This is a genomic window from Burkholderia sp. APQ4-4ca (assembly GCF_057837105.1).
On sequence record NZ_JBYQCG010000111.1, the window covers coordinates 1 to 23,993 of the forward strand.

Annotated in this window: 24 protein-coding genes; 9 read left to right on the top strand and 15 right to left on the bottom strand. The window is 69.4% G+C overall.

Annotation, left to right across the window (positions count from 1 at the left end):
• A partial coding sequence (locus AC3IFE_RS13835; RefSeq protein ID WP_489190866.1) for a GMC family oxidoreductase occupies positions 1-972 on the top strand: 972 nt, incomplete at its 5' end.
• A 27-nt stretch (positions 973-999) separates the two neighbouring features.
• Here the strand turns inward: AC3IFE_RS13835 and AC3IFE_RS13840 are convergent.
• Genes AC3IFE_RS13840 through fliF form a run of 6 tightly spaced genes read right to left on the bottom strand, consistent with a single transcriptional unit; the run spans position 1,000 to position 7,825 of the window.
• On the bottom strand, positions 1,000-2,370 hold the full coding sequence (locus AC3IFE_RS13840) for a flagellar hook-length control protein FliK (protein ID WP_489190867.1): 1,371 nt from the start codon (positions 2,368-2,370) through the stop codon (positions 1,000-1,002).
• A gap of 31 nt (positions 2,371-2,401) precedes the next feature.
• Entirely contained in the window at positions 2,402-2,860 is a 459-nt protein-coding gene (gene fliJ, locus AC3IFE_RS13845; RefSeq protein WP_089468707.1) for a flagellar export protein FliJ, read from the bottom strand.
• A 5-nt stretch (positions 2,861-2,865) separates the two neighbouring features.
• Entirely contained in the window at positions 2,866-4,368 is a 1,503-nt protein-coding gene (fliI, locus tag AC3IFE_RS13850; RefSeq protein ID WP_489190885.1) for a flagellar protein export ATPase FliI, read from the bottom strand.
• A 32-nt stretch (positions 4,369-4,400) separates the two neighbouring features.
• A complete protein-coding gene (fliH, locus tag AC3IFE_RS13855) occupies positions 4,401-5,084 on the bottom strand; it encodes a flagellar assembly protein FliH (RefSeq protein ID WP_489190868.1) in 684 nt (227 codons plus the stop codon).
• Entirely contained in the window at positions 5,077-6,072 is a 996-nt protein-coding gene (gene fliG, locus AC3IFE_RS13860; protein ID WP_050014223.1) for a flagellar motor switch protein FliG, read from the bottom strand. The genes fliH and fliG overlap by 8 nt, the downstream gene beginning before the upstream one ends.
• Entirely contained in the window at positions 6,062-7,825 is a 1,764-nt protein-coding gene (fliF, locus tag AC3IFE_RS13865; protein ID WP_089468703.1) for a flagellar basal-body MS-ring/collar protein FliF, read from the bottom strand. The genes fliG and fliF overlap by 11 nt, the downstream gene beginning before the upstream one ends.
• A gap of 248 nt (positions 7,826-8,073) precedes the next feature.
• On the opposite strand from fliF, the gene fliE reads away from it, so the two are divergent.
• The 6 genes from fliE (at position 8,074) to AC3IFE_RS13895 (ending at position 12,207) form a co-directional block, all read left to right on the top strand.
• Positions 8,074-8,418 carry a flagellar hook-basal body complex protein FliE gene (fliE, locus tag AC3IFE_RS13870; protein ID WP_006486991.1) on the top strand — a complete coding sequence of 115 codons (345 nt, stop codon included), beginning with the start codon at positions 8,074-8,076 and terminating at the stop codon, positions 8,416-8,418.
• A gap of 224 nt (positions 8,419-8,642) precedes the next feature.
• The gene (fliS, locus tag AC3IFE_RS13875) at positions 8,643-9,077 is read left to right on the top strand and encodes a flagellar export chaperone FliS (RefSeq protein ID WP_089468702.1); all 435 of its coding nucleotides are present in this window, start codon (positions 8,643-8,645) and stop codon (positions 9,075-9,077) included.
• Complete coding sequence (locus AC3IFE_RS13880; RefSeq protein WP_089468701.1) at positions 9,074-9,406, top strand: flagellar protein FliT; 333 nt, start codon at positions 9,074-9,076, stop codon at positions 9,404-9,406. Before fliS ends, AC3IFE_RS13880 begins: the two co-directional genes overlap by 4 nt.
• Positions 9,407-9,533: 127 nt before the next feature.
• Complete coding sequence (fliK, locus tag AC3IFE_RS13885; RefSeq protein WP_489190869.1) at positions 9,534-10,889, top strand: flagellar hook-length control protein FliK; 1,356 nt, start codon at positions 9,534-9,536, stop codon at positions 10,887-10,889.
• Positions 10,886-11,203 (top strand): EscU/YscU/HrcU family type III secretion system export apparatus switch protein, encoded by a 318-nt coding sequence (locus tag AC3IFE_RS13890; protein WP_059583955.1) that lies wholly within the window; start codon positions 10,886-10,888, stop codon positions 11,201-11,203. Before fliK ends, AC3IFE_RS13890 begins: the two co-directional genes overlap by 4 nt.
• Positions 11,204-11,472: 269 nt before the next feature.
• Positions 11,473-12,207, top strand: a complete 735-nt coding sequence (locus AC3IFE_RS13895; protein ID WP_301739833.1) for a PepSY-associated TM helix domain-containing protein — start codon at positions 11,473-11,475, stop codon at positions 12,205-12,207.
• 64 nt (positions 12,208-12,271) lie between these two features.
• Here AC3IFE_RS13895 and AC3IFE_RS13900 read toward each other — a convergent pair whose 3' ends face one another.
• The 9 genes from AC3IFE_RS13900 to AC3IFE_RS13940 form a co-directional block, all read right to left on the bottom strand.
• On the bottom strand, positions 12,272-13,297 hold the full coding sequence (locus AC3IFE_RS13900; RefSeq protein WP_089468806.1) for an XdhC family protein: 1,026 nt from the start codon (positions 13,295-13,297) through the stop codon (positions 12,272-12,274).
• Between the two features lie 209 nt (positions 13,298-13,506).
• On the bottom strand, positions 13,507-14,010 hold the full coding sequence (locus tag AC3IFE_RS13905) for a hypothetical protein (protein ID WP_089468698.1): 504 nt from the start codon (positions 14,008-14,010) through the stop codon (positions 13,507-13,509).
• Between the two features lie 535 nt (positions 14,011-14,545).
• The gene (bcaP, locus tag AC3IFE_RS13910) at positions 14,546-15,952 is read right to left on the bottom strand and encodes a branched-chain amino acid transporter BcaP (protein WP_089468697.1); all 1,407 of its coding nucleotides are present in this window, start codon (positions 15,950-15,952) and stop codon (positions 14,546-14,548) included.
• Between the two features lie 243 nt (positions 15,953-16,195).
• Positions 16,196-16,852, bottom strand: coding sequence for a response regulator transcription factor RqpR (gene rqpR / locus AC3IFE_RS13915; RefSeq protein ID WP_089468696.1), 657 nt, complete (start codon positions 16,850-16,852; stop codon positions 16,196-16,198).
• Positions 16,853-16,859: 7 nt separating this feature from the next.
• Positions 16,860-17,675 (bottom strand): quorum system sensor histidine kinase RqpS, encoded by an 816-nt coding sequence (gene rqpS / locus AC3IFE_RS13920; RefSeq protein WP_489190870.1) that lies wholly within the window; start codon positions 17,673-17,675, stop codon positions 16,860-16,862.
• A gap of 415 nt (positions 17,676-18,090) precedes the next feature.
• Positions 18,091-18,861, bottom strand: a complete 771-nt coding sequence (locus AC3IFE_RS13925) for a ferredoxin--NADP reductase (RefSeq protein ID WP_050014236.1) — start codon at positions 18,859-18,861, stop codon at positions 18,091-18,093.
• A gap of 312 nt (positions 18,862-19,173) precedes the next feature.
• On the bottom strand, positions 19,174-19,989 hold the full coding sequence (locus AC3IFE_RS13930; RefSeq protein ID WP_175885837.1) for an endonuclease/exonuclease/phosphatase family protein: 816 nt from the start codon (positions 19,987-19,989) through the stop codon (positions 19,174-19,176).
• A gap of 5 nt (positions 19,990-19,994) precedes the next feature.
• Positions 19,995-20,483 (bottom strand): hypothetical protein, encoded by a 489-nt coding sequence (locus AC3IFE_RS13935; RefSeq protein ID WP_089468693.1) that lies wholly within the window; start codon positions 20,481-20,483, stop codon positions 19,995-19,997.
• Between the two features lie 146 nt (positions 20,484-20,629).
• Positions 20,630-21,358 carry a nitroreductase gene (locus tag AC3IFE_RS13940; protein WP_089468805.1) on the bottom strand — a complete coding sequence of 243 codons (729 nt, stop codon included), beginning with the start codon at positions 21,356-21,358 and terminating at the stop codon, positions 20,630-20,632.
• Positions 21,359-21,610: 252 nt separating this feature from the next.
• On the opposite strand from AC3IFE_RS13940, the gene AC3IFE_RS13945 reads away from it, so the two are divergent.
• Both AC3IFE_RS13945 and AC3IFE_RS13950 read left to right on the top strand, forming a co-directional pair.
• Positions 21,611-22,591, top strand: a complete 981-nt coding sequence (locus AC3IFE_RS13945) for an AAA family ATPase (protein WP_089468692.1) — start codon at positions 21,611-21,613, stop codon at positions 22,589-22,591.
• Positions 22,592-22,782: 191 nt separating this feature from the next.
• The gene (locus AC3IFE_RS13950) at positions 22,783-23,892 is read left to right on the top strand and encodes an NAD(P)/FAD-dependent oxidoreductase (protein WP_489190871.1); all 1,110 of its coding nucleotides are present in this window, start codon (positions 22,783-22,785) and stop codon (positions 23,890-23,892) included.
• Positions 23,893-23,993 lie beyond the last annotated feature (101 nt).

A 23,993-nucleotide genomic window follows, 5' to 3' on the forward strand; every position in this document is an offset into this window, starting at 1 on the left:
TTCGACGGCAAGCGCGCGGTCGGCGTCGTCGTGTCGCGCAACGGGCGCGTCGAGACGCTCGGCGCGCGCGCGGAAGTGATCCTGTCGGCCGGCGCGTTCAATTCGCCGCAATTGCTGATGTGTTCGGGGATCGGCCCGGCCGATCAGTTGCGCCGGCACGGGATCGCGGTCGTGCAGGATGCGCCGGACGTCGGCGCGAACCTGATCGACCACATCGACTTCATCATCAACACGCGCGTGAATTCGTCGGAACTGGTCGGCGTGTGCCTGCGCGGGATCGCGAAGATGACGCCGGCGCTCGTGCGCTATTTCTCGCGCCGCACGGGGATGATGACGAGCAACGTCGCGGAGGCCGGCGGCTTCATCAAGAGCGATCCGTCGCTCGCGCGGCCCGACCTGCAACTGCATTTCTGCACGGCGCTCGTCGACGATCACAACCGCAAGATGCACTGGGGTTTCGGCTATTCGCTGCACGTGTGCGCGCTGCGGCCGTTCAGCCGCGGCACGGTCGCGCTCGCGAGCGGCGATGCGCGCGACGCGCCGTTGATCGATCCGCGCTTCTTCAGCGATTCACGCGACCTCGACCTGCTGGTGCGCGGCACGCACGCGATGCGCCGCATCCTGTCGCAGGCGCCGCTCGCGTCGCAGGGCGGGCGCGAGCTGTACACGCGGCCGGACCAGAGCGAAGCGGAGCTGCGCGCGACGATCGTCGCGCATGCGGACACGATCTATCACCCGGTCGGCACCTGCCGGATGGGCTCGGACGTGCGCGCGGTCGTCGATCCGCAACTGCGCGTGCGCGGCGTCGACGGGCTGCGGGTGGTGGATGCGTCGGTGATGCCGACGCTGGTCGGCGGGAACACGAATGCGCCGTCGGTGATGATCGGCGAGCGCGCGGCGGACTTCATCGTCGCCGCGCGCAAGGGCGGGGTGCCGCGCGGCGAGGCGGCTGCCGCGGTGCACGGCCGCTGAACGCGGCGCGTGCGGCCACGGCCATGCTCAGGCAAACGTATCGACGAGGCCGGCGCGGCTCGCGCGCGCGGCGACCGGTGCGGATTGCGCGGCGTCGACGGGTGCATCGACGGCTGACGATCCGCCGTTTCCGCGTCGCGGCGACTGGCCGTGGGCGAAGGTCTGCTGCGGGTTTTGCTGCTGTTGCTGCGACGCGAGGCCGCCGTCGCTGACGGTCGCGCTGCCGAGCCCGAGCCCGCCCGCTTCCATCGCCTCGCGCAGCTTCGGCAGCGCGGCTTCGACCGCGTCGCGCACCTGCGCGTGCTGCGACACGAACAGCGCGTGCGCATGGTTGTCCGCGACGCGCAGCACGACCTGCAGCGGCCCGAGATCGGGCGGGTTGAGCGTCAGCTCGGCGCTCTGCTGGTGCGCATTCGACAGGAACACCACTTTCTGGCTCAGTGCGTCCGTCCAGTCGGCCGTGCCGACGTGCGGCGCGAGCACGTGCGCGTTGGCCGCGGCGATCGCGCCGGCGGCCGGCGACAGTTGCAGGTTCGCCTGCGCGGCGGCGGCAGCCGTTGCGCCGGCCGCAAGCGTCGCGCTGGCGGCCGGGGCCGTCGCGTTGGCGGCCGCCGCGAGCGCATGCTGGGCGCCCGATTGCGCGTTCGCGTCGGCCTGCAGGGCCTGCGCGGTGATCTGTGTCGGCGTCTGTTGCGTGGCGAGCGCGCCTTTCGCGTCGGCGAGCGTGCGGTCGAACGTCGGGACTTTCGGCGTCAGCGGCGCGGCGGCGTTCGACGCGGTCGCTGCCGGTGCCGTCGGCGTGGCGGCGCTCGCGCCGGTCGCCGGCATCGCAATCGCGCCCGCACCACCCGCCAGCTTGGCGAGCGCCGCTTGCAGCGCGTCGCGGCTCGATGCCGGGTCGGTCGGCTGGGCGGCCGCATCCGCGGTTGCATGATTGGCGAGCGTCGCCGTGGCGTCCGGCTGGCCGGACACGGCCGTCTTTTGCGTGGTGGCCGCGGCGGCAATGGCCGCGGTGGTCGCCGCGTCGGCCGGCGTCGCGGTGTCCGGGCGCGCCTGCAATTGCGCCTGCACGGCCGCGGCGGCCGCGAGTGCGGCGGCGTCGGGGTTGACGGTGGCGGCGTTCGCGGCCGTGTCGTCGGTCGCCTTGTCGTCGTCCGTGCCGGACGGTTTCGCGCCGGCGGCCGGCTTCGACGCAGCCTGATTGGTCGACGCGTCCGGCGTGCCGGCGTGGGCCGTATCGTCGCGCGTGGCGACGCTTTGCTTGAGCGTCTGCGCGAACGGCACGGCGCTCGTGGCGGCCGACGTATCGTTGGTGGCGGACGCACCCGAGCCGCGGGCGGCCTTGAGTGCGGCGCCGGCGGTGTCGAGCAGCGCGCCGAGCAGGGGCAGGGGAGGCATGACGATTCTCTCGTTCGAATGCGGTGGTCGGTTACGACGAACGGGCCGCGTCGGCCCGCATGCGCAGGATCTTCGCGGCATGTTCGTCGGCGTCGCGCTGTTCGCGCCGGGCGTCGCGCTGCGCTTCCTGCGCGACGCCGCGCGCCTGCAGGATTTCATACGAGCCGACGGTCCGTTTCTTCTGCTGCCAGTTCGGGCGCGCCTCGTCGATGCGGACTTCGGCCGCCGCGAGCACGGTGCGCTGCTGCGCGATCGCGGCATCGAGCGTGTCGATGAACGCCTGGAAATTGCGCCAGTTGCCGGCCGGCATCCCGCTCTGCGCGGATTGCGCGAAGCGCGCGTGATACTCGTCGCGATAGCGCAGCAGCGCGTCGAGCTGTTCGGCCGCCGCGGTGCGGTCGCGCTGCGCGGTGCCGAGCTGCTTCGCGGCCGAGTCGAGGTCGTCCTGCGCACGGTCGAGCAGCAACTGAAGGGGAAAGCCGTGGGCCATCGGGATCAGCCTCCGTAAGCGTCGAACAGCGCATCGAGTGCGGTGAGGCTCGATGCGAACGGCGCGCATTCGCGAAAGCCCTGCTGCAGGAACGCCTCGATGCGCGGGTAGAGCGCGATCGCGCGATCGAGCTGCGCGTCGCGGCCAGGTGCGTACGCGCCGACCGCGATCAGGTCGCGGTTGCGCTGGTAGCGCGACAGCATCTGCTTGAACTGCCGCACGTGGTCGAGATGCGTTTCGTCGATCAGCGCGGTCATCGCGCGGCTGATCGACGCCTCGATGTCGATCGCGGGATAGTGGCCGGCCTCGGCGAGCGCACGCGACAGCACGATGTGGCCGTCGAGGATCGCGCGCGCCGAATCGGCGATCGGGTCCTGCTGGTCGTCGCCTTCGGTCAGCACCGTGTAGAACGCGGTGATCGAGCCGCCGCCTTCGGGCCCGTTGCCGGTGCGCTCGACGAGCGCGGGCAGCTTCGCGAACACCGACGGCGGATAACCCTTCGTCGCGGGCGGCTCGCCGATCGCCAGCGCGATCTCGCGCTGCGCCATCGCGTAGCGCGTCAGCGAATCCATCAGCAGCAGCACGTGCTTGCCCTGGTCGCGGAAATACTCGGCGAGCGACGTCGCGTACGCGGCGCCCTGCATCCGCAACAGCGGCGACACGTCGGCCGGCGCCGCGACGACGACCGAGCGCGCGAGCCCGTCCTCGCCGAGGATCTGTTCGATGAATTCCTTCACTTCGCGGCCGCGTTCGCCGATCAGGCCGATCACGATCACTTCCGCGCTCGTGTAGCGCGCCATCGTGCCGAGCAGCACCGACTTGCCGACGCCGGAGCCCGCGAACAGGCCCATCCGCTGGCCGCGGCCGACGGTGAGCAGCGCGTTGATCGCGCGCACGCCGACGTCGAGCACGTGGTGGATCGGTTCGCGGTCGAGCGGGTTGATCGACGGCGCCGACAGCGGCGCATCGACTTTCGACGCGAGCGGGCCGAGGCCGTCGAGCGGGCGCCCCGACGCGTCGACGACGCGCCCGAGCATTTCCCAGCCGACCGGCAGCCGCTTCGCGCCCGCGAGCGGATCGGTGACCGGCGCGCTTTCGCGCGGCCACACGCGTGCGCCGGGCAGCACGCCGGCGACGTCGGTGGTCGGCATCAGGAACAGGCGGTCGCCGGCGAAGCCGACGACTTCGGCTTCCGCGTGCGTCAGCGTGCTGCCGGGCGGCAGTTCGATCGTGCATTCGGCGCCGACCGACAGGCGCAGCCCGATCGCCTCGAGCACGAGGCCGGCCGCGCGCGTGAGGCGCCCGCACGGCCGCAGCGGCAGTGCGTGGTGGCTGCGCGCGGCGAGCCCGTTCAGGTGCGTGCGCCAGTGGGCGAGATGCGGGTTGTGCGGCGCACGCGGGGCGGCGGCGGCCGAGGCTGCCCCACGCGGCGTGGCGCCATCCGCGGCATCGGACGCGGCCGCCGGCCCGAACGACGCGAGCGCGAGCTCGCGTTCGAGCGGCGTCATGCCGTCGTGCGCGAGCGCGTCGGGCGAGCGCGTCACCACGTGCTCACCTTGCCGATCGCGGCGGCGACGCGCTGCCAGCGCGTGGGCAGCGTCGCGTCGACCTCGCCGGTCGCGGCGTGCGCGCGGCAGCCGCCGCGCTCGATCGACGCGTCGGTACGCACGTTCCAGCCGAGCGTGTCGAGGTCGTCCTGCAGATACGCTTCGACGACGGGCAGATCGGCCGGATTCACCGCGAGATGCGGCGCGCCGGACAGCGCGGGTTCGGCCGCGAGCACGTCGCGCACGGCGGCGACCAGCGCAGCCGGGTCGTGCTTCACGTGCTGGCGCACGACCTGTTGCGCGATGTCGAGCGCGAGCTGCGCGAGGTCGGACGCGACATCGTGTTCGACCGCCGACACGGCTTCGCGGAACGACGCGGCGAGCGTCGCGAGCTGCGCGGCCTGTTCGCGTGCGTCGGCCTGGCCGGCCTCGAAACCCTGGGCGCGGCCCTGCTCGAAACCGGCCTGGTAGCCGAGCGCCTGGCCTTCGACGTGGCCGGCCGCATGGCCTTCGGCGTGCGCGGCGTCGCGCACGCGCTGCAGTTCCTCGGCGAGCGCGGCGGCGGCGGCGGCCGCGTCGTCGGGCGGCGGCGGGGGCGGCGGCGGGTCGAACGACGCCATCTCCCACCGCTGGTAAGCGGTGAGGGTGCCCACGCGATCGCTCGCCGAATCAGACATACGCGTCTTCCGCCTTGCCGCCGATCGCGATCGCGCCGCTCTCGGCCAGGTTGCGCACGATCTGCAGGATGCGGCGCTGCTGCGTCTCGACGTCGGACACGCGTACCGGGCCGCGCGCGTCGAGATCCTCGGCGAGCAGTTCGGCCGCGCGTTGCGACATGTTCGCGAGGAACTTCTGGCGCAGCGCGGGCGGCGCGCCCTTCAGCGCGATGATCAGCGTTTCCGACTCGACTTCCTTGAGGATCATCTGGATCGCGCGATCCTCGAGGTCGAGCAGGTTCTCGAACACGAACATCTGGTCGATGATCTTCTGCGCGAGATCGGCGTCGTACTGGCGCACGCTTTCGAGCACGCCTTCCTCGTGCACGCTCGTCATGAAGTTCAGGATCTCGGCCGCGGTGCGGATGCCGCCCATCGGGCTGCGCTTCAGGTTGTCGCTGCCGGACAGCAGGCCCGTCAGCACGTCGTCGAGCTCGCGCAGCGCGGCCGGCTGGATGCCGTCGAGCGTCGCGATCCGCAGCAGCACGTCGTTACGCAGCCGTTCGGTGAAGCACGACGCGATTTCGGACGCCTGGTCGCGGTCGAGGTGCACGAGGATCGTCGCGATGATCTGCGGATGCTCGTTCTTGATCAGTTCGGCCACCGCGGCCGAATCCATCCACTTGAGGCCCTCGATGCCGCTCGTGTCGCTGCCCTGCAGGATGCGGTCGATCAGCACGCCGGCCTTGTCCTCGCCGAGCGCCTTCGTCAGCACCGAGCGGATGTACTCGTTCGAATCGAGCGACAGCGCGGTGTGCTGCTCGGCTTCCTTCACGAACTCCTGCAGCACGTCCTCGACCTGCTCGCGCGTGACGTTCTTCAGCGCGGCCATCGCCACGCCGATCTTCTGGACCTCGCGCGGCGCGAGGAACTTGAATACCTGCGCGGCTTCTTCCTCGCCGATCGACATCAGCAGCAGCGCGCTCTTGGTCAAGCCTTCAGCGTTCATCGGACACCCAGTTCTTCACGACGGTGGCGACGATCTTCGGATCCTGGCGGGCGATCGTGCGCGCGTAGTCAAGGTTGCGTTCGTAGCGGTTCTTCTCGTTTTCGAAGCCGAGCAGCAGCGGATCGGGTTCGTCGGCGGCCTTCTCCAGCGCGGGCAGGCCGTCGAGCGCCACCGTGTCTTCCGGCGCCGCGAGCGCCGGCGCGGCCGGCTCGGGCGGCGGGAACGCGCGGCGCATCGCCGGGCGCACGAACATGAAGTAGAGCGCCGCCGCGGCCGCCGCGATGCCGAGCCACTTCGCGGCTTCCTTCGCCATCGCGATCATGTCTGGCTGGCGCCACCACGGCAGGTCGGCGTACGGGTCGCTCACGGTCGAGAACGCGCTGTTCACGACGTTGACCGAGTCGCCGCGCTTCGCGTCGTAGCCCATCGCATCCTTCACGAGCTGTTCGACCTGCGCGAGCTTCGCGGGCGGCAGCGGCTGCATCGTCACGTGGCCCTTCGCGTCGGCGACCGGCTGGTAGTTGACGACGACCGCGACCGACAGCCGCTTCACGCTGCCCATCGGCTGTTCGGTATGGCGGATCGTCTTGTCGAGCTCGTAGTTGGTCGTCTGGTCCTTGCGGTCGCTGACCGGCGTGGTCTGCGGCGCGTTCTGGCCGTTGCCGGCGACGATCGGCGCGGAAGCGGGCTGCGGCGGCGTGTTCGACAGCGCGCCCGGCACGCCCGACGCGCCGCCCTGCGCGAGTTCGGTCGAGCTGCTGGTCTGCTGGCTGCGGATCGCGGATTGCTGCGGATTGCCGTTCGGGCCGTAGCTTTCCGACGTCTGCTCGATCTTCGAGAAATCGAGATCCGCGCTGACCTGCGAGCGTGCGTTGCCGGCGCCGAAGATCGGCGCGAGGATCGCGTCGATGCGCTTCTGCGTGTTGTGCTCGACCTGCTGCACGTACTTGAGCTGGCTCGCGTCGAGGCCGGACGCGGATGCGGTCTGGGTCAGCAGGTTGCCGTCCTGGTCGACGATCGTCACGTTCTTGGCCGGCATGTCGGGCACGCCGGACGACACCATCCGCGTGATCGCCTGCACCTGGCCCTCGTCGAGCACGCGGCCCGGGTAGAGGTCGACGAACACCGACGCGCTCGGCGCTTCCTTGTCGCGCACGAACACCGACGGCTTCGGGATCGCGAGATGCACGCGCGCGCTGCGCACGGCGTTGATCGATTCGATGGTGCGCTGCAGTTCGCCTTCGAGCGCGCGCTGGTAGTTGATCTGCTCGGCGAACTGGCTGATGCCGAATTTCTGGTTGTCCATCAGCTCGAAGCCGACCGAGCCGCCCTTCGGCAGCCCCATCGCGGCGAGCTTCAGGCGCGTTTCGTGCACCTGGTTCGACGGCACGAGGATCGCGCCGCCGGCATCGGCGAACTTGTAGGGAACGTTTGCCTGCTGGAGCGCGGCGATGATCGCGCCGCCGTCGCGGTCCGACAGGTTGCTGTACAGCACGCGGTAGTCGGGCGCCCGGCTCCACAGCACGAGCGCGGTGATCGCGGCGATCGCGAACGCGACGGCGATCACGAACGGCAGCTTGGGGTTGCCCTTCATCCGCGAGATGCCGGGAATGCGTTCGGCGAAGCCGCCCAGCCCGAAGTCCGCGCCTGCGCCGCCCGCGCCCGGCAACGCGGCGGCCGCGGCGGCGCCTGGCGCCGGGCTGAGGCCCGCGCGGGCGTCTGGGTTGATCAGCGAGTTGGCCTGCGAATCCATGCGTCGAGTTTCTCCGGAGCGGGACGACTGAGCTCGCTCGGACGAGCGGGCGGACAATGACACGATGCGATTATCGTGACCCGCGGCGCACTCCGATCGACCGAAAAGAGCGGGGTTTCCCCCGTACTTTCGCGGCTTTGACGCGCGCCGCGCTGCTATCCTTTTTCGCGATCCGGCATGGTGCGCGTGGTGCGGCGCCGGCGGGTCGCCCGGTGCGTCCGGGTCTCTTCTCTATGTCTGGGGACAGCATGACTGCGAACGTCAGCGGAATCGGTTCGGTGTTGCAACAGATGCAGTCGATGGCCGCGCAGGCGTCCGGCGGCGTCGCGAGCCCGACGGCGGCGCTGGCCGGCTCGGGCGCGGCGACGGCCGGCACGTTCGCGAGCGCGATGAAGGCGTCGCTCGACAAGATCAGCGGCGACCAGCAGCACGCGCTGGGCGAGGCGAAGGCGTTCGAGGTCGGCGCGCCGAACATCTCGCTGAACGACGTGATGGTCGACATGCAGAAAGCCAACATCGGCTTCCAGTTCGGGCTCCAGGTCCGCAACAAGCTAGTGAGCGCTTACAACGACATCATGCAGATGTCGGTTTGAGCGGCCATCCGGCGACGGGCATCCGGGGGCGGCTAACGGCGACGGGCATCCAGAGACGGTTCCAGGCTTGCACGACGGGGCCGGCGAACCGGCATCGGACGCCGGCGCGGCGCCCGCGCACCTAAAGCTTTCCAAATCCCTTCCGATAACTCCGGTGAAAGCCGCACCGTGCGACGCACGGCGGCGGCTCCCGACTAGCCAAGGCAAATAACAAGGAGAAGCGCATGTTTTCCCCAGGACACGCTGGAGCCAATGCGTATGCGCGTGTCGGCGTCGAGACCGGGGTGATGGGCGCCTCCCCGCACCGGCTGATCGCGATGCTGTACCAGGGCGCGCGGCAGGCGATCGCGCTGGCGCGCATGCATTTGCAGCAGGACAACGTCGCCGGGCGCGGCGAAGCGATCGGCAAGGCGATCCGGATCGTCGAGAGCGGCCTGCAGGCGTCGCTGAACCGCGACGCGGGTGGCGAGATCGCCGAACGGCTCAATGCGTTGTATGCGTATATCGGCCGGCGGCTGCTGGAAGCGAACGCGCAGGCGAGCGACGCGATGCTGGTCGAGGTCGACGGCTTGCTCGCGACGCTCGAGGAAGCATGGACGGGCATCGCCCCGGAAGTCGCGCGGATGGCCGCGCAACAGGTAGCGGAAGCAACACGATGAATCACAAGGCCGAATACTTCGAGCGTTACGAGGCGCTCGCCGCCGTGTCGGGCCGGATGCTGTGCGCCGCGCGCGGCGCCGACTGGAACGCGTTGCCGGAGTTGCAGGCCGAATTCATGCAACTCGTCGACGGGTTGAAGCAGGCCGATCCGGGCGTCGTGCTCGACGAATCGGATCTCGGCCGCAAGCTCGACCTGATCCGCCGCATCCTGGCCGACGACGCCGCGATCCGCGATCTCGCGAGCCCGGACGTCGCGCGGCTGTCCGCGCTGTTCGAGGCGCGGCGCTCGACCCAGGTATTGACCGATCTCTATCGCGCGCGCGGGTAGGGCCGTTCGCCGGGAAACCGGCGCGAGGCACCCGGCGCCGCACGCGGCGCGCGCTGTTCCCGTGCGCGGCACCGGCGTGCCGCGCACGAATTCGCAACCCGTTGGCTGAGCTGAGCAGGCCCCGATCATGACCGGTATCGACTCCGTTGCGGCCGCGCTGCTGGCGAGCCGCCTCGACAGCCTGCTGACCGGCACCGTGGCGGCGCCCGCCGGCGGCGGCGCGACCGCGCAGGTCGGCACGCCGGGCACCGGCGCGTCGTCCCCGCCGCCGGCCGGCAGCCCGCCCGCCGCACCCCTGGCTTCCACGCAGACCGCGCTGTCCGATGTCGGACGCGTGCTCGACGCGATCTCGCGCTCGGGCGGCGACGCGACGCCGGCGATCGTCGGCCGGCTCCCGCTGCTCGCCGATCCCGCCGTGCTGCTCACCGATACGCCGGTGCCGGCGCGCGCGCCGGCTGCGCCCGGTCCCGCAGCGTCGTCCACGCCGGCTGCCGATCCGGCATCGTCCGCCACGGCGGTGCGCGAAGCGGCCGTGCCGCCGCCGGTCGCGGCGTTGCGCGCGGCGTTGGCGCAGACCGTGAGCGAAAGCGGCCTCTTCTACGAATCCCATCTCGCGCAGTGGCTGGCCGGCCAACGTCCGCTCGCGGCGCTCATGCGCGAGCCGCAGGCACGCCTCGCCACCGCGCTCGCGCCGGCCGACCCGGCAGCCGTCCCGCACGAACCGACCGACGTGCTCGACGAACTGCTCGCGCAGCGCCCGCCGCCGCTGCCGGCCGCCGCGCGGGCCAGCGCGCCACCGCCGGCCCAGGGCGGCGCTCCTGCGCGCGACCCGGGGCAGGCCCCACCGGCCGCGACCCGGCCGGGCGCGTCGTTGCCGCCCGATACCGCCGATCCGCTGGCCGCGCACGCCGATACGCGCTGGACGCCCGCGCGCGCCGAGCTGGCCGCCGCATCGTCCGATCTGCAGGCGCAGCCACTCGCGACGGTGCATCCGGCCGCCGTGCCGCTCGTTCGACAGCAGCTCGATGCGCTCGCGACCGACCAGTTTCGCTGGACCGGCGAGGCGTGGCCCGGCGCGCGGCTCGACTGGACGATCGAACCGGACGACCCGGGCCACCGCGCACCGCGCGGCGGCGGCGACGACACGGGCGACGGCATCGCGTGGCGCACGCGCCTCACGTTGACGCTGCCGTCGCTCGGCACGGTCGATGCGGAACTGGTGCTGAACGGCGCGCAGCTCCTCGCCCGGCTGCGGGCGAACCAGACGGGCGCCGATCGCCTCACGCGCCACGAAGCCGCGCTGCGGCAGCGGCTCGAAGGCTCGGGGCTCACGGTGGGCGGGCTGTCGATCCGCGCGGTCGACGACGGGCCGGACGGCTTCGACCTGTTCGCCGCGCAGACGGCCGCCGCCGCGTATGCGCGCGGCGCGGCCGGCGGCCCCGACGTGCGGGCGCCGGGCGACGATGACGAGGCGCTGCGATGAGCATGACGTCCCGCAAGCGCGCGGCCGCGCTCGTCTACGACCCGAAAGGCGGCGATGCGGCGCCCCGCGTGGTCGCGAAGGGCTATGGCGTGCTCGCCGAGATGATCGTCGCGCGTGCGCACGATGCGGGGCTGTACGTGCACACGGCGCCGGAGATGGTGTCGCTGCTGATGCAGGTCGATCTCGACGACCGGATTCCGCCGCAGCTCTATCAGGCGGTTGCCGACCTGCTCGCGTGGCTGTACGCGCTCGATCGCACCGAGCCCGCGCCGGACGCCGCCGCGCCGCGTTTCCCGTTGCCGCCGTTGCGCTGAACGGCCTGCCGCCGGGTGGCTTCCGACGGACGGCCGTCCGTGGTCGGCGGGATCATTCGGTCGACATGTTGCGTCTATCGGTCGCCATCGGGTCGCAATGCATCCTTTTTTCCGCGTTCGTGCGCGGCGTGCGTCCTGCCGGTCCGTACGCGCACGGATTGAGCCGCCTTCCGATTTATGTAATGATATCCATTCTCATTTTCATGTTGCCCGGGCGGCGCGCATTTCCTGCGCGCCGCCCGTCGTTTTGAACGAATGGATACCTTCGCGTGAACGCGCCCGAAACGATCGACCCGCCCAAGACGGGCATGCCGCGCGGCGGCGTCACCGTGCTGCACCCGGCGGGCCGCCCGCTGAACGACGACGAGCTGGCCGCGCGCCGCCGGCGCTCGCGCCGCGCGACCTTCATCAAGTGGCTGCGCAAGGTGCACGGCTGGGTCGGGCTGTGGGGCGCGGTGCTCGGGTTGCTGTTCGGCGTGACCGGCGTGGTGCTGAACCACCGCGCGCCGCCGCTGAAGATCTCGACCGGCGAGCCGCAGGTCGAGGAGATGCAGATCGCGCTGCCGGATCCGGTGCCGAAGACGCCCGCCGCGATGACGAAGTGGCTGCAGCAGGAGCTGCATTTCGACGGCAAGCCGGGCCGCATGCGCAAGGAGCCCGCGCAGGCCGTCGCGTGGGGCGACAAGCGCGTGATGCAGCCCGAGCACTGGCAATTCGGCGTGTTCGGGCCGCACCAGAACCTGCAGGGCGAATACTGGGTCGGCAACGGCTACGTGTCGGTGAAGCGCACGGGCAACACGTTCCTGACGACGCTGAACAACCTGCATCGCGGCGTCGGGATGAATCTCGGCTGGGTGCTGCTGATGGATACGATCGCCGGCTCGCTGATCCTGCTGTCGCTGACGGGCGTGCTGCTGTGGACCGAGCTGAACAAGCGCCGCACGGTCGGCGTCGTGCTGGTGGTCGGTTCGGTCGCCGCCGCGCTGGCTGCCGGCCTGACCTGATCGACGTTCGCGCCGGCCGGGGCCTGCGCCCGACGGCGAGCGCGCGGCCGCCCGCCGCCGCGGGTCAGAGGCCGCAGGCCGCGCCGCTGTTCGCCGCGATTTCGCGCGCGGCCTTCGCGCCTTCGACCTGCAGGATCGTCGGCAGCGACACGTTGTTCTTCGCGGCGGTGATCTCGGCAAGGATCGAGATCGCGATTTCCGGCGGCGTCCGGCTGCCGATGTAGATGCCGGCCGGCCCGTGCAGCCGCGCCAGTTCCACTTCGCTCAGATCGAATTCGCGCAGCCGCTCGCGCCGCGCCGCGTTGTTGCGCCGCGAGCCGAGCGCGCCCACGTAGAACGCGGGCGTCTTCAGCGCCTCCATCAGCGCGAGATCGTCCAGCTTCGGGTCGTGCGTGAGCGCGATCACGGCCGAACGCGCATCGAGCTTCATGTCGAGCACCGTATCGTCGGGCATCGTATGCACGACGCGCGTGCCCGGCACGTCCCACGCATCCGTGTATTCGTCGCGCGGATCGCATACCGTCACCTGGTAGTCGAGCCCGACCGCGATCTGGCACAGGTAGCGCGACAACTGGCCGGCGCCGATCACGAGCATCCGGTAGCGCGGCCCGTGGATCGTCACGAGCCGTTCGCCGTCGAACGCGAGCCCGTCGGTCGCCTGCGCGGGCGACAGCGATGCGCGGCCGGTCGCGAGCGTCATCGTGCGCGTGACGAGGCGGCCGGCCTCGACTTCCGCGCACAGCGCGGCGACGCCGCTGTCGCGCGTGAGCGGTTCGAGCACGAGCTGGATCGTGCCGCCGCACGGCAAGCCGAAGCGGTGCGCTTCCTCGGCCGTCACGCCGTACTTGAGCGCTTCCGGGCGCGCATCGGCCGCGATGCCGCTCGCGTGCACGCGGGCGATCAGGTCGTCCTCGATGCATCCGCCGGACACCGAGCCGACCACCAGGCCGTCCTCGCGCACCGCGAGCATCGCGCCTTCGGGGCGCGGCGACGAGCCCCACGTCTTCACGACCGTCACGAGCAGCACGCGACGCCCTTCTTCGAGCCAGCGCGCACTGGATTTCAATACATCGAGATCGACGCTTTCCATCATCTTCTTCCTGTTGCCGGGCGACACCGCCGATGCGGGCCGCCGTTCGATGGCGCGATTATGAACCGGCCGGGGCAAGCGTGCAGGCGACGGGGAAGAGGCAAGACGGGGAAGGGCGAGGCGCGGCGGCAAGGAAGGCGGGCAGCGCGGCCCGTGACGGGGCGGTCGGCAGGCGCCGGGCGGATGCATCCGCCCGGCGGGGCGATGCGTCAGAGCGAGCCCAGGTACTGCGTCAGGTTGCGGATGTTGGTGTCATACGCGCTCGGCGAGCCAAGCTCGACGCCGCCGCTGCGCACGTAGTACTCGAACGGCACGGAGCGCGTGCCGAAGAACGGCAGGAAGTTGTCCGGCTGCAGTGTCGTGCCGTTCAGGCCGATCGCCCAGTTCCTCGACTTGTACAGCTCGAGCTCGCGGATCGTCGCCTGGACGAGGTTCGTCTCCGACGCGCGAATCGCGTTGATGTGCTGCGTCAGCGTTTCGATATTCGCCTGGTACGCGCTCGGCTCGCCGACCGAGACGCCACGCGCGCGGACGTAGTAGCTGAACGGCAGGTTGCGCTCGGTGAAGAACGTCAGGAAACCGTCCGGTGCCAGCGTATCCCCGTTCAGCCCGATCGCCCAGTTCTTGCTCTGATAATCCTTGAGCCCCGTAATCGTCTGGTTGGTCGCGCTGATTTCGACCTTCGCCGTGACGTTGACCAATGTATTGCTCATGAAAGACCTCTCAGGTTTTTGTTGAACTTCGGACAGGTGCAGCGACATGCCTCCGGATGGAGGCAATTCAATACCAGCGACCGGATTTATCCGGTTTTATTTTTTAATTAAAAAGGTTCTGAAAAACTCGCTTGTGAACGTGCAATGAATTTCCGTTTGATGAAAAGACGCTTCGATTGAATCGATTGCATCGCGTTGCGCCCGCTGCGGCGCAGAACCCCGTCTGATCGGGGCTGGGCGAGGAACGCGGCCAGCCGACTGAATACTAGTTTGGCCGATGCAAGAGTTCAATGCTGGGCACGATATTATTTTCTTCTATTTATATTCAATTCAATGACATTTTAGATCGATCGATTTTTCGATCGAAATCGAATATACCGGCATTCGAAAAACGGCAAATGGAAATCGGAATTGACGCGCGGACCGTTGCAGGAAAGGCAACGTGGCGTGATGCGTGAAACAGAAGAAGGGAGGGCGAGCGGGGCCGGTAACCGGCCCGCGGGTGCGCACCGTGCCGCGTGCGGCACGGCGGCGATCAGTGCGCGTCGGGGTGGCCGTGCGCGAGCTTCGAGTGGTGCCGCGAGTACAGGAAGTAGATCACGAGGCCGATCACGAGCCAGATGCCGAACGCGGCCCACGTGACGGGCTGCAGGTTCAGCATCAGGAACAGGCACGACGCGACCGCGAGGATCGGCACCACGGGCACGCCCGGGCAGCGGAACGCGCGCGGCAGCTCCGGGTGCGTGCGGCGCAGCACGAGCACGGCGATCGACACCATCGAGAACGCCGCGAGCGTGCCGATGTTGATCAGCTCGGCGAGCACGTTGAGCGGCACGAGCGCGGCGATCAGCCCGAAGAACAGGCCGACCAGCCAGGTCGTCAGGAACGGCGTCGCAAAACGCGGATGCACGCGCGACAGCGCGGCCGGCAGCAGCCCGTCGCGCGACATCGCGAAGATCACACGCGTCTGGCCGTAGCTCATCACGAGGATCACGGTCAGCATGCCGAGCACCGCGCCCAGATCGATGAAGCCCGCGACCCATTTCTCGCCGGCGACCTGCAGCGCGTACGAGATCGGGTGCGAGATGTTCGCGTACTGGGCCGACGGCACGATGCCGGTCGCGACCGCGGCGACCGTCACGTACAGCACCGCGCACACCGCGAGCGACGCGATGATGCCGATCGGCAGATCGCGCTTCGGGTTCTTCACTTCCTCGGCCGCCGACGACACCGCGTCGAAGCCGATGAACGCGAAGAACATCACGGCGGCCGCGCCGAACACGCCGTTCCAGCCGTGCGGCATGAACGGCTTCCAGTTCGCGGGCGTCACGTGGAACAGGCCGACCGCGATCACGAGCAGCACGACCGACACCTTGATGAACACCATGATGTTGTTGATGCGGGTCGATTCGCGGATGCCGATCGACAGCAGCGTCGTGATCACGATCATCACGAGGAAGGCGGGCAGGTTGAACCACGTGGTGACGCCCGGCATCGCGCCGGGCGCGGCCGTCAGCACGGTCGGCAGCGACAGCCCGAAGCCCTGCAGCAGCGATTGCAGGTAGCCCGACCAGCCGACCGACACGGCAGACGACGCGAGGCCGTACTCGAGCATCAGGTCCCAGCCGATGATCCACGCGACGAGCTCGCCGAGCGTCGCGTACGAATACGTGTAGATCGAGCCGGCGACGGGGATCGACGACGCGAACTCCGCGTACGACAAGGCGGCCAGGCCGCACGCGATCGCGGCGATCACGAACGACAGCATCAGTGCGGGGCCGGCCTGCACGGCGCCGGTGCCGGTCAGCACGAAAATGCCGGTGCCGATGATCGCGCCGATGCCGAGGAACGTGAGGTCGATCGCGCCGAGCGCTTTCTTGAGCCCGGCGGCTTGCGCGCCGGCGATCATGCGATCGACGTTTTTCTTGCGGAAGAGAGACATTGCGGATGAATCGCCGGCACGCGCAGGCACGGCGCGCCGACTGAGTGAAAACCGATAATTTTAGCCGATTTGGCGTGCGCGCCCCGCTGCGGTGCAGCGGCGCGGCGTGAAATCGTCCGGAAAAACAAGCGTTTGCGCGCGAAACGGGTGCGAAGGGAGGGGCGAAGCGGGCGCGGCCAAGCGCGGCGCGGCGGGCGCCGCGTCGCGTCGCGCGATCGGACGAATGCGGGGCTGGCCGGAGGATCAGGCGCCGGCCGTGGGCGCCATGTCGACGAGCCGGTTGCTCATCACGTAGAACGTGAGTTCCGCGTTGTTCGACAGCCGCATCTTCTCGAGCAGCCGCGACCGGTACACGCTGACCGTCTTCACCGACAGCGACAGCGTGTTCGCGATATCGGTGAGCCGCTTGCCCGACGCGAGCATGCAGAGCGTCTGGTATTCGCGATCGGACAGCTTCTCGTGCGGCAGCGGTTCGTTCTCGAACGACACGTATTCGGCGAGCGCCTCGGCCATCGCGGGGCTCACGTACTTGCGGCCGGCCGCGACCTGCTGGATCGCGTTGATCATCTGCGCGGCGTTGACCGTCTTCGACAGGTAGCCGGCCGCGCCGGCCTTCAGCGCGCGCACCGCGTACTGGTCCTCGCGGTACATCGAGAACATCAGTACCGGCGTGCGCGTCAGCTTGCGCTTGAGGCGCTTGAGCACCTCGATGCCGTTCGTGTCGGGCAGCGAGATGTCGAGCAGGATCACGTCGAATTCCTGCTTGTCGACGGCGGCCATCGCGTCGCCGCCGTTCTCGGCCTCGGTCACGTCGCGCGCGATGCCGCGGTCGATCAGCAACTGTCGGATCCCTTGCCGGACGATCGCGTGATCGTCCACGAGCAGGATGTTCAGGCTCATCGCGACCTCACGAATGCGACGCGCGGCGTGCCGCGACCGGCACCGCGAGCAGCGAATCCCACGCGAAGCGTGCGGTGACGCGCGTGCCGCGGCCGGTGGCCGGCGTGGCCGCCTCGAAGCTGCCGCCGAACGCCTCGCAGCGGGCCCGCATGCCGGCCAGGCCGTAGCCGTTGCGGCGGTGCCGGGCGAAACCGGTCCCATCGTCGGCGACACTGAGCGACAGGTGCGTGCCGTCGGTGGCGATCCGGACGTCGACCGACGTCGCGCGGGCGTGTTTCGCGACGTTCGACAACGCTTCCTGCGCGACGCGGAACACCGCGAGCGCGCTCGCGCCGGCAAGCTGCGTCAGGCGGGCGTCGGCCGCGCACACGAAGCTCGTGCGCAGGCCCGTGCGGGCCGCATGGGTGTCGATCCACGACGCCAGCGTGCCGACCATGCCGGCGTCCAGCGCCGGCGTGTCGCGCTCGTCGATGAGGCGGCGATTCGCGTCGGTCGCGGCGTCGAGCGCCTGCTGCGCCAGCGCCAGCGCGCGCAGGCAGCCTTCCGGCGCATCGGCCGGCAGCCACGTTTGAACGTTTGCGAGTGCGAAGCGGGCGGCGGTCAATTCGGCGCCGAGCCCGTCATGCAGTTCGCCGGCCAGATGGCGGCGAGCCGCTTCGTCGGCGGCGAGAAGCTGGGCGGAAAGTGCCGCGATCCGTGCGGCGGACGCGTCGCGTTTCGACGCGGCGTCGGCCATCGGCGGAGTAGCAGCGCGGCCAGGCATGCGCTGCCGCGACGGGAACGGGGCGTGGGCGCCCGAGGGCGCGTTAAGCGACGTATCCATGACTCTCCCTGCTGTCAGAAAGCGGTTCAGACACCGGCTGGCTGCGTGGGCTGGCTGCCGTTTAGATGACGGTCGCCGCCGGAAAATCGCTCCATGCCGAAGTAACAAAAGTTACGTCTTGTAACACTTGCATCCGACCCTTTCACGCTCATCCGAACGGCAACCACGCGCGCCGAATAATATCTCAAAATTTCCGAAAAGGTCATGTCAGGCGGACATTTAAGGGTAAATGTGAATAATCGGAATGAAGGTGTTGTAGGAAAAACACTGACACCCGACCGCCCGGGGACGGCGTATCCAAATGTAACTATTTGAGATGGAATGGTCCCAGTTTGTTACGAATTCGCCAAGTCCGGACGAAAAAAAACCGGAGCTTTCGCTCCGGTTCTTGATGCGGCACAAATTCGGGGATCGATCAGTCCACGAACGCACGTTCGATCACGTAGTGGCCCGGCGCGCTGTTCTTGCCTTCGACGAGGCCGGCTTGCTTCAGCAGCTCGGTCGTGTCCTTCAGCATCGCGGTGCTGCCGCACAGCATCACGCGGTCGTTTTCCGGCGAGAACGCCGGCACGCCGAGATCCGTGAACAGCTTGCCCGTCGCGATCAGGTCGGTGATCCGGCCCTCATTGTCGAACGCTTCGCGCGTGACCGTCGGGTAGTAGACGAGCTTTTCCTTGATGATGTCGCCCAGGTACTCGTGGCCCGGCAGGTCGTGCTTGATGTAGTCCATGTACGCGAGTTCGCCCTTCAGGCGGCACGTGTGGGTCAGGATCACCTTGTCGAAGCGGTCGTAGATGTCCGGATCGCGGATGATCGACATGAACGGCGCGAGGCCCGTGCCCGTCGACAGCATCCACAGCGTCTTGCCCGGCAGGAGGTTGTCGGCGACCAGCGTGCCCGTCGGCTTCTTGCCGATCAGCACCGTGTCGCCCACCTTCAGGTGTTGCAGGCGCGACGTCAGCGGGCCGTCCTGCACCTTGATGCTGAAGAATTCGAGATGCTCTTCGTAGTTCGGGCTGACGATCGAGTAGGCGCGCGCGAGCGGCTTGCCGTCGACCTCCAGGCCGACCATCGTGAATTCGCCGTTGTTGAAGCGCAGGCTCGCCTCACGGGTGCAGGTGAAGCTGAAAAGCGTGTCGGTCCAGTGATGGACGGATTGGACGGTGGCGGTGTCGTATTTGCTCATGGCTTTGAAAACGGACGCGCGTGGCGAACGCGTGTAACGGGCCCAAAAAATGGGCAAAAACCGAGTGCGACGGCCCGATCGCGAATCGGCCGGCCGGCGCGCGTCCGACGCGCGCCTTCTCGATGACAGACGTTTGAGGAACTCGTTATTTTACCCTGTTGACGCGGATCGCGGGCTTGACCCCCGCGGCTGCGCGGATTTGGCGCAACACATCCTTTCAATAGGCCTTCGGTGGCCGGCCGCGCGTGGTGCGGCGAATGCGGCGGGCGCCGGCGGCGCCGTGACGGGCGGCCGCGCGGCCGGCCGCGGGCGTTATTGCGGATCGAGGCGCAGGCGCGCGATGTACGGCAGGTGATCCGACAGCCACGCGGCTTCGCCGGACGGCGCACGCCATTCGAGCGGCGTCAGGCCGCGCACGAACATCTTGTCGAGCGCGAGCGCCGGCGAGAACGCGGGGAACGTGCGGCCCGATTCGCCGAGCAGCGTCGCGACCTCGGACAGCCCGATCTCGCCGAACAGCGCGACCGAATCGTTGCGCCAGTCGTTGAAGTCGCCGGCGAGCATCAGCGGGCCGTCGCCCGCGTTGCGCACGATCCAGTGCGCGATCCAGTGCATCTGGCGCAGCCGCGCGGCGCGCGTGAGCGCGAGGTGCGCGCACAGCAGCGTGACCGGTCGGGCTCCCGCGAGCGTCGCGCGCGCGACCAGCAGCCCGCGCCGCTCGAAGCGGTGCGCGGAGATGTCCCAGCGGCCGCCGAGGTCGAGCGGATGCGGCGACAGGATCGCGTTGCCGTGCCGCCACGACGGCTTGAACACGTTCGGCCCGAGCGCGATCTGCCAGTCGAGCGCCTGCGCGATCTCGGTGGCCTGGCAATGCCACACGTCGTCGACCGTGTCGTCCATCGGCGCGCCGAAGCCCGCTGCGAGCATCGGGCGCGGCATGCGGCGCGCCATCGCTTCCTGCAGGAAATACACGTCGGCGTGAGTCGACTGCATCCAGTCGCGCATCGCGTTCCACGCGGTGAAGCCGAGCGGCGAGCGCCCTTTGTGCAGGTTCCAGCTGACGGCGGTGATTTCGTCGGGCGCGGCGTGCGGCTCGGCGAACGGCAAGGAGAGGGCATCGGCGGACATGACGTTCAGTCCTTCGCGACGTGCGCCCGCACGCGGTACACGAGATGCGGATGCTGCTCGACGAGCGTCCAGTCGGTCCAGGCGTCGCCGCCGACCGCCAGGCCGGGGTGGCTCGCGACGATTTGCCGCGGCGACGCCGGCACGCACGGATCGCTGCGCGTCGCGTTTTCGTCGTCGAGCGTTTCCTGCACGTCGAGCCCGAGCGACACGGTGTTCGCGCTGGCGTCGACGGCGAGCGGGGCGACCGTCACCGAGCGCGAGCGCTCGGTCGGCACGACGCGCGCGGCATTGCCGCAGCCCACCGGCACGGCGGCCGGGTAGCGATGGGTATCGGTGCGGGACTGGCCCACGGTGGTGTTTTGCTGGAACGTGTCGATCGTCTGACCGTCGCGCACCACCTGGATTTCCCATGCGACGACGGCCGGCGCGGGGCTCTGCGCATGGGCGGCGAGCACGACGCTCGCAAGCAGGACGGCCAGGCCGTGTTTCAGCATGAAACGTCTCCGGAAACGCGGGATAGCGGGGAACGGACGCACATCTTACGCCCGATCGATTTCGGTCGCGATGTGACGGGGCGTGCCGCGACAGGTTCGCAGCACGATCCGGTCCTGCTCGACAGGTAGGGCCGCGTCATGCGTTTTCAAGCGAAAAAGCGCGCGAACTCCGCGACGCTCGCGCGCTCGGTGACGAGGCGGTTCTCGATCGCGTCGGGGTCCGCCTGGCCGAGCGACATCCCGCAGACGAGCAGCTCGTTGGCGGGAATGTCGAGATGTTCGGCGACGATCCGGTGAAACGGCACGAACGCGGCTTGCGGGCAGGTATCGAGGCCGCGGGCGCGCGCGGCCGTCATCACGCCTTGCAGGAACATCCCGCAATCGAGCCACGCGCCATGTGTCATGACCCGGTCCAGCGTGAAGAACAGCGCGACCGGCGCATCGAAGAAGCGGAAATTGCGCGCGTGCTGCGCATGCATGCGCGCCTTCTCGTCGCGGCCGATGTTCAACAGGCCGTACAGGTCCCAGCCGACCTTGCGGCGCCGGTCGATATACGGCGACACCCATTCGCGCGGGTAGTAGTCGTATTCGGCGACGTATTTCTCGTCGCGCGCGGGGTCGTCGTAGGCCGCGGTGAGCGCGGCGGCGAGCGCGTCGCGCGTGGCGCCCGTCGCGACGTACACGCGCCACGGCTGGATGTTGGTGCCCGACGGCGCGCGGCTCGCGGCTTCGAGGATCGCCTCGATCGTGTCGCGCGGCACGGGCGTCGGCAGGAACGCGCGGACCGCGCGGCGCGACTTGAGCGCGGCGTCGACGGCCTCGACGGAACGGATCGCGTCGGAATCGACGCGCGGGGAAGCAGCGTGGACGGGCATCGGCATACCTTCGGGCGGCGAGGCGTCAGGCGAGGTGCGGGGCAGTGTGCGGGCGATGCGCGGGCCCGATCGGCGAGCCCGGCGCGTGCGTCGTGAACGTTCGATCATACGCCGCGGCGCGCGGCCGTGCAGCCGGCGCGCGCTGTTAGCAGCAGAGTGCTCCGGCTGCTTGCTTGCACGGCGATGCGGGATCGTTACACTGAAATCGTAAGGGTCTGATGACTGTGTGACGGCAAGTGCAGCGAGGTGGGTATGACGACGGCGATGGTGAAACAGGAACTGGCGGTGGCGTCCTTCAGCACGGTGTACGACCTCGAGCAGGTCGAGACGGCGCTGGGCGACCTGAACGAGAGCGCGAGCGACGCGCTGCGCTCGACCTACGAGCGGATGCTCAAGACGGGGAATCTGCGCTTCTGCGTGAAGCCGAACCGGATGCCGTCGTTCGACGCGCTCGGCGAGGCGTTACCGAATTTCGGCGAGCCGCTCGACGACGTGCGCAAGCAGATCGCCCTGTGTCTCGAGACGGACGACCGGCTCGAACTGATGCCGATCCTGCTGCTCGGGCCGCCCGGGATCGGCAAGACGCATTTCGCGAAGGCGCTCGCGCAGTTGCTCGGCACCGCGTACCACTACGTACCGATGAGTTCGCTGACGGCCGGCTGGATCCTGTCGGGCGCGTCGTCGCAATGGAAGAACGCGAAGCCCGGCAAGGTGTTCGACGCGCTCGTGAACGGCAGCTACGCGAACCCGGTGATCGCGGTCGACGAGATCGACAAGGCCGGCAGCGATGCGCAATACGATCCGCTCGGCGCGCTGTATGCGTTGCTCGAGCACGACACCGCGCGCGCGTTCGTCGACGAATTCGCGGAAGTGCCGATCAACGCGGGCAACGTGATCTGGATCGCGACCGCGAACGACGCGCACGCGATTCCGGAGCCGCTGCTCAACCGGATGAACGTGTACGAGATCGCGGCGCCCGATGCGGCCGGCGCGCGCCGGATCGCGCAGACGATCTACGACGAGATCCGCACGTCGCATGCGTGGGGGCGGCGCTTCCCCGAGACGCTCGGCGACGATGCGCTCGACGTGCTGGCCGCGACGCCGCCGCGCACGATGCGCCGCGCGCTGCTGCACGCATTCGGCGCCGCGCGGCTCGACGGCCGCGACGCGATCGGGCCGGCCGACATCCGCGCCGACGAAGGCGCGGCGAAGCGCCGCCCGATCGGCTTCTGACGCCGCCCCGCGCGCACCGCTGCGGCGCGCGCGCGGGGTGTGCGCGGCGTGTGGATCGCACGCCCGGCCACTTCGTTGTCCGCACCCCCGTCCGTATCGTCGCGACACGATGCGCACGCGTTCGGCAAGCGGGCGAACCGGGACGTACAATTCTTTTCTCTCCCTTCGACGCGCGAGCAGCGCGAAAAGCCATGGAGCAGACGGATTGTGTCGTGATCGGCGCGGGTGTCGTCGGTCTGGCGATTGCGCGCGAGCTGGCCGCGCGCGGGCGTGAAACGATCGTGCTCGAGGCGGCCGACGCGATCGGCACGGGCACGAGCTCGCGCAACAGCGAGGTGATTCATGCGGGGCTCTACTATCCGCGCGGGTCGCTGAAGGCGACGTCGTGCGTGCATGGGCGCGACATGCTGTACGAATTCTGCGACACGCATCACGTGCCGCACCGGCGCACCGGCAAGCTGCTGGTCGCGACGAGCGCCGCGCAAGCGAAGCAGTTGAAGGCGATCGGCGCGCGCGCGGCCGAAAACGGCGTGCTCGACCTGTTGCCGCTCACGCGCGCCGAGGCGCAGACGCTCGAGCCCGCGCTCGAATGCGTGGAGGCGCTGTTCTCGCCGTCGACCGGCATCGTCGACAGCCATCAGTTGATGCTCGCGCTGCTCGGCGACGCGCAACGCGACGGCGCGATGTGCGCGCTGCAATCTCCGGTCGAAGCGATCGACGTGCTGCGCGGCGGGCGCTTCATCGTGCGTACCGGCGGCGCCGCGCCGACCGAGATCGAGGCTGCATGCGTGATCAACAGCGCGGGGCTCGGCGCGCAGGCGCTCGCGCACCGCACGCGCGGCCTCGATCCGCGCTGGGTGCCGCCGCTCTATCTCGCGCGCGGCAACTATTTCAGCCTGTCGGGCCGTGCGCCGTTCTCGCACCTGATCTACCCGATGCCCGATCGCGCGGGGCTCGGCGTGCACCTGACGTTCGATCTCGGCGGGCAGGCGCGCTTCGGCCCGGACGTCGAGTGGTGCGATTCGCTGCGCTATGAAGTCGATCCGGCGCGCGCGGGCACGTTTTACGCATCGATCCGCGCATTCTGGCCGGGCCTGCCCGACGACGCGCTGCAGCCGGCGTACGCGGGCATCCGGCCGAAGGTCGCGGGGCCCGGCGAGCCGCCGGCCGACTTCATCGTGCAGGGGGCGGCTCAACACGGCGTGCGCGGGCTCGTGAACCTGTTCGGCATCGAGTCGCCGGGGCTCACCGCGTCGCTCGCGCTCGCGCAGCGCGTCGGCGACATGGTGTCGCGCGCGTGACGCACGGCCCGCCGCCGTGCGTGCGGGCCGCGTGACGCCCGTGTGGAATCCCTTATCTCCGGCATTTCGGCGCGCACATTTATTCGCTTGGCGGTTATTCT

Excerpts from the sequence above, each read along its gene's own strand:
- AC3IFE_RS13840 (WP_489190867.1), bottom strand. The coding sequence starts at position 2,370 with ATGCCTCCCCTGCCCCTGCTCGGCGCGCTGCTCGACACCGCCGGCGCC.
- fliJ (WP_089468707.1), bottom strand. The coding sequence starts at position 2,860 with ATGGCCCACGGCTTTCCCCTTCAGTTGCTGCTCGACCGTGCGCAGGAC.
- fliI (WP_489190885.1), bottom strand. The coding sequence starts at position 4,368 with ATGACGCCGCTCGAACGCGAGCTCGCGCTCGCGTCGTTCGGGCCGGCG.
- fliH (WP_489190868.1), bottom strand. The coding sequence starts at position 5,084 with ATGTCTGATTCGGCGAGCGATCGCGTGGGCACCCTCACCGCTTACCAG.
- fliG (WP_050014223.1), bottom strand. The coding sequence starts at position 6,072 with ATGAACGCTGAAGGCTTGACCAAGAGCGCGCTGCTGCTGATGTCGATC.
- fliF (WP_089468703.1), bottom strand. The coding sequence starts at position 7,825 with ATGGATTCGCAGGCCAACTCGCTGATCAACCCAGACGCCCGCGCGGGC.
- fliE (WP_006486991.1), top strand. The coding sequence starts at position 8,074 with ATGACTGCGAACGTCAGCGGAATCGGTTCGGTGTTGCAACAGATGCAG.
- fliS (WP_089468702.1), top strand. The coding sequence starts at position 8,643 with ATGTTTTCCCCAGGACACGCTGGAGCCAATGCGTATGCGCGTGTCGGC.
- AC3IFE_RS13880 (WP_089468701.1), top strand. The coding sequence starts at position 9,074 with ATGAATCACAAGGCCGAATACTTCGAGCGTTACGAGGCGCTCGCCGCC.
- fliK (WP_489190869.1), top strand. The coding sequence starts at position 9,534 with ATGACCGGTATCGACTCCGTTGCGGCCGCGCTGCTGGCGAGCCGCCTC.
- AC3IFE_RS13890 (WP_059583955.1), top strand. The coding sequence starts at position 10,886 with ATGAGCATGACGTCCCGCAAGCGCGCGGCCGCGCTCGTCTACGACCCG.
- AC3IFE_RS13900 (WP_089468806.1), bottom strand. The coding sequence starts at position 13,297 with ATGGAAAGCGTCGATCTCGATGTATTGAAATCCAGTGCGCGCTGGCTC.
- AC3IFE_RS13905 (WP_089468698.1), bottom strand. The coding sequence starts at position 14,010 with ATGAGCAATACATTGGTCAACGTCACGGCGAAGGTCGAAATCAGCGCG.
- bcaP (WP_089468697.1), bottom strand. The coding sequence starts at position 15,952 with ATGTCTCTCTTCCGCAAGAAAAACGTCGATCGCATGATCGCCGGCGCG.
- rqpR (WP_089468696.1), bottom strand. The coding sequence starts at position 16,852 with ATGAGCCTGAACATCCTGCTCGTGGACGATCACGCGATCGTCCGGCAA.
- rqpS (WP_489190870.1), bottom strand. The coding sequence starts at position 17,675 with ATGGATACGTCGCTTAACGCGCCCTCGGGCGCCCACGCCCCGTTCCCG.
- AC3IFE_RS13925 (WP_050014236.1), bottom strand. The coding sequence starts at position 18,861 with ATGAGCAAATACGACACCGCCACCGTCCAATCCGTCCATCACTGGACC.
- AC3IFE_RS13930 (WP_175885837.1), bottom strand. The coding sequence starts at position 19,989 with ATGTCCGCCGATGCCCTCTCCTTGCCGTTCGCCGAGCCGCACGCCGCG.
- AC3IFE_RS13935 (WP_089468693.1), bottom strand. The coding sequence starts at position 20,483 with ATGCTGAAACACGGCCTGGCCGTCCTGCTTGCGAGCGTCGTGCTCGCC.
- AC3IFE_RS13940 (WP_089468805.1), bottom strand. The coding sequence starts at position 21,358 with ATGCCCGTCCACGCTGCTTCCCCGCGCGTCGATTCCGACGCGATCCGT.
- AC3IFE_RS13945 (WP_089468692.1), top strand. The coding sequence starts at position 21,611 with ATGACGACGGCGATGGTGAAACAGGAACTGGCGGTGGCGTCCTTCAGC.
- AC3IFE_RS13950 (WP_489190871.1), top strand. The coding sequence starts at position 22,783 with ATGGAGCAGACGGATTGTGTCGTGATCGGCGCGGGTGTCGTCGGTCTG.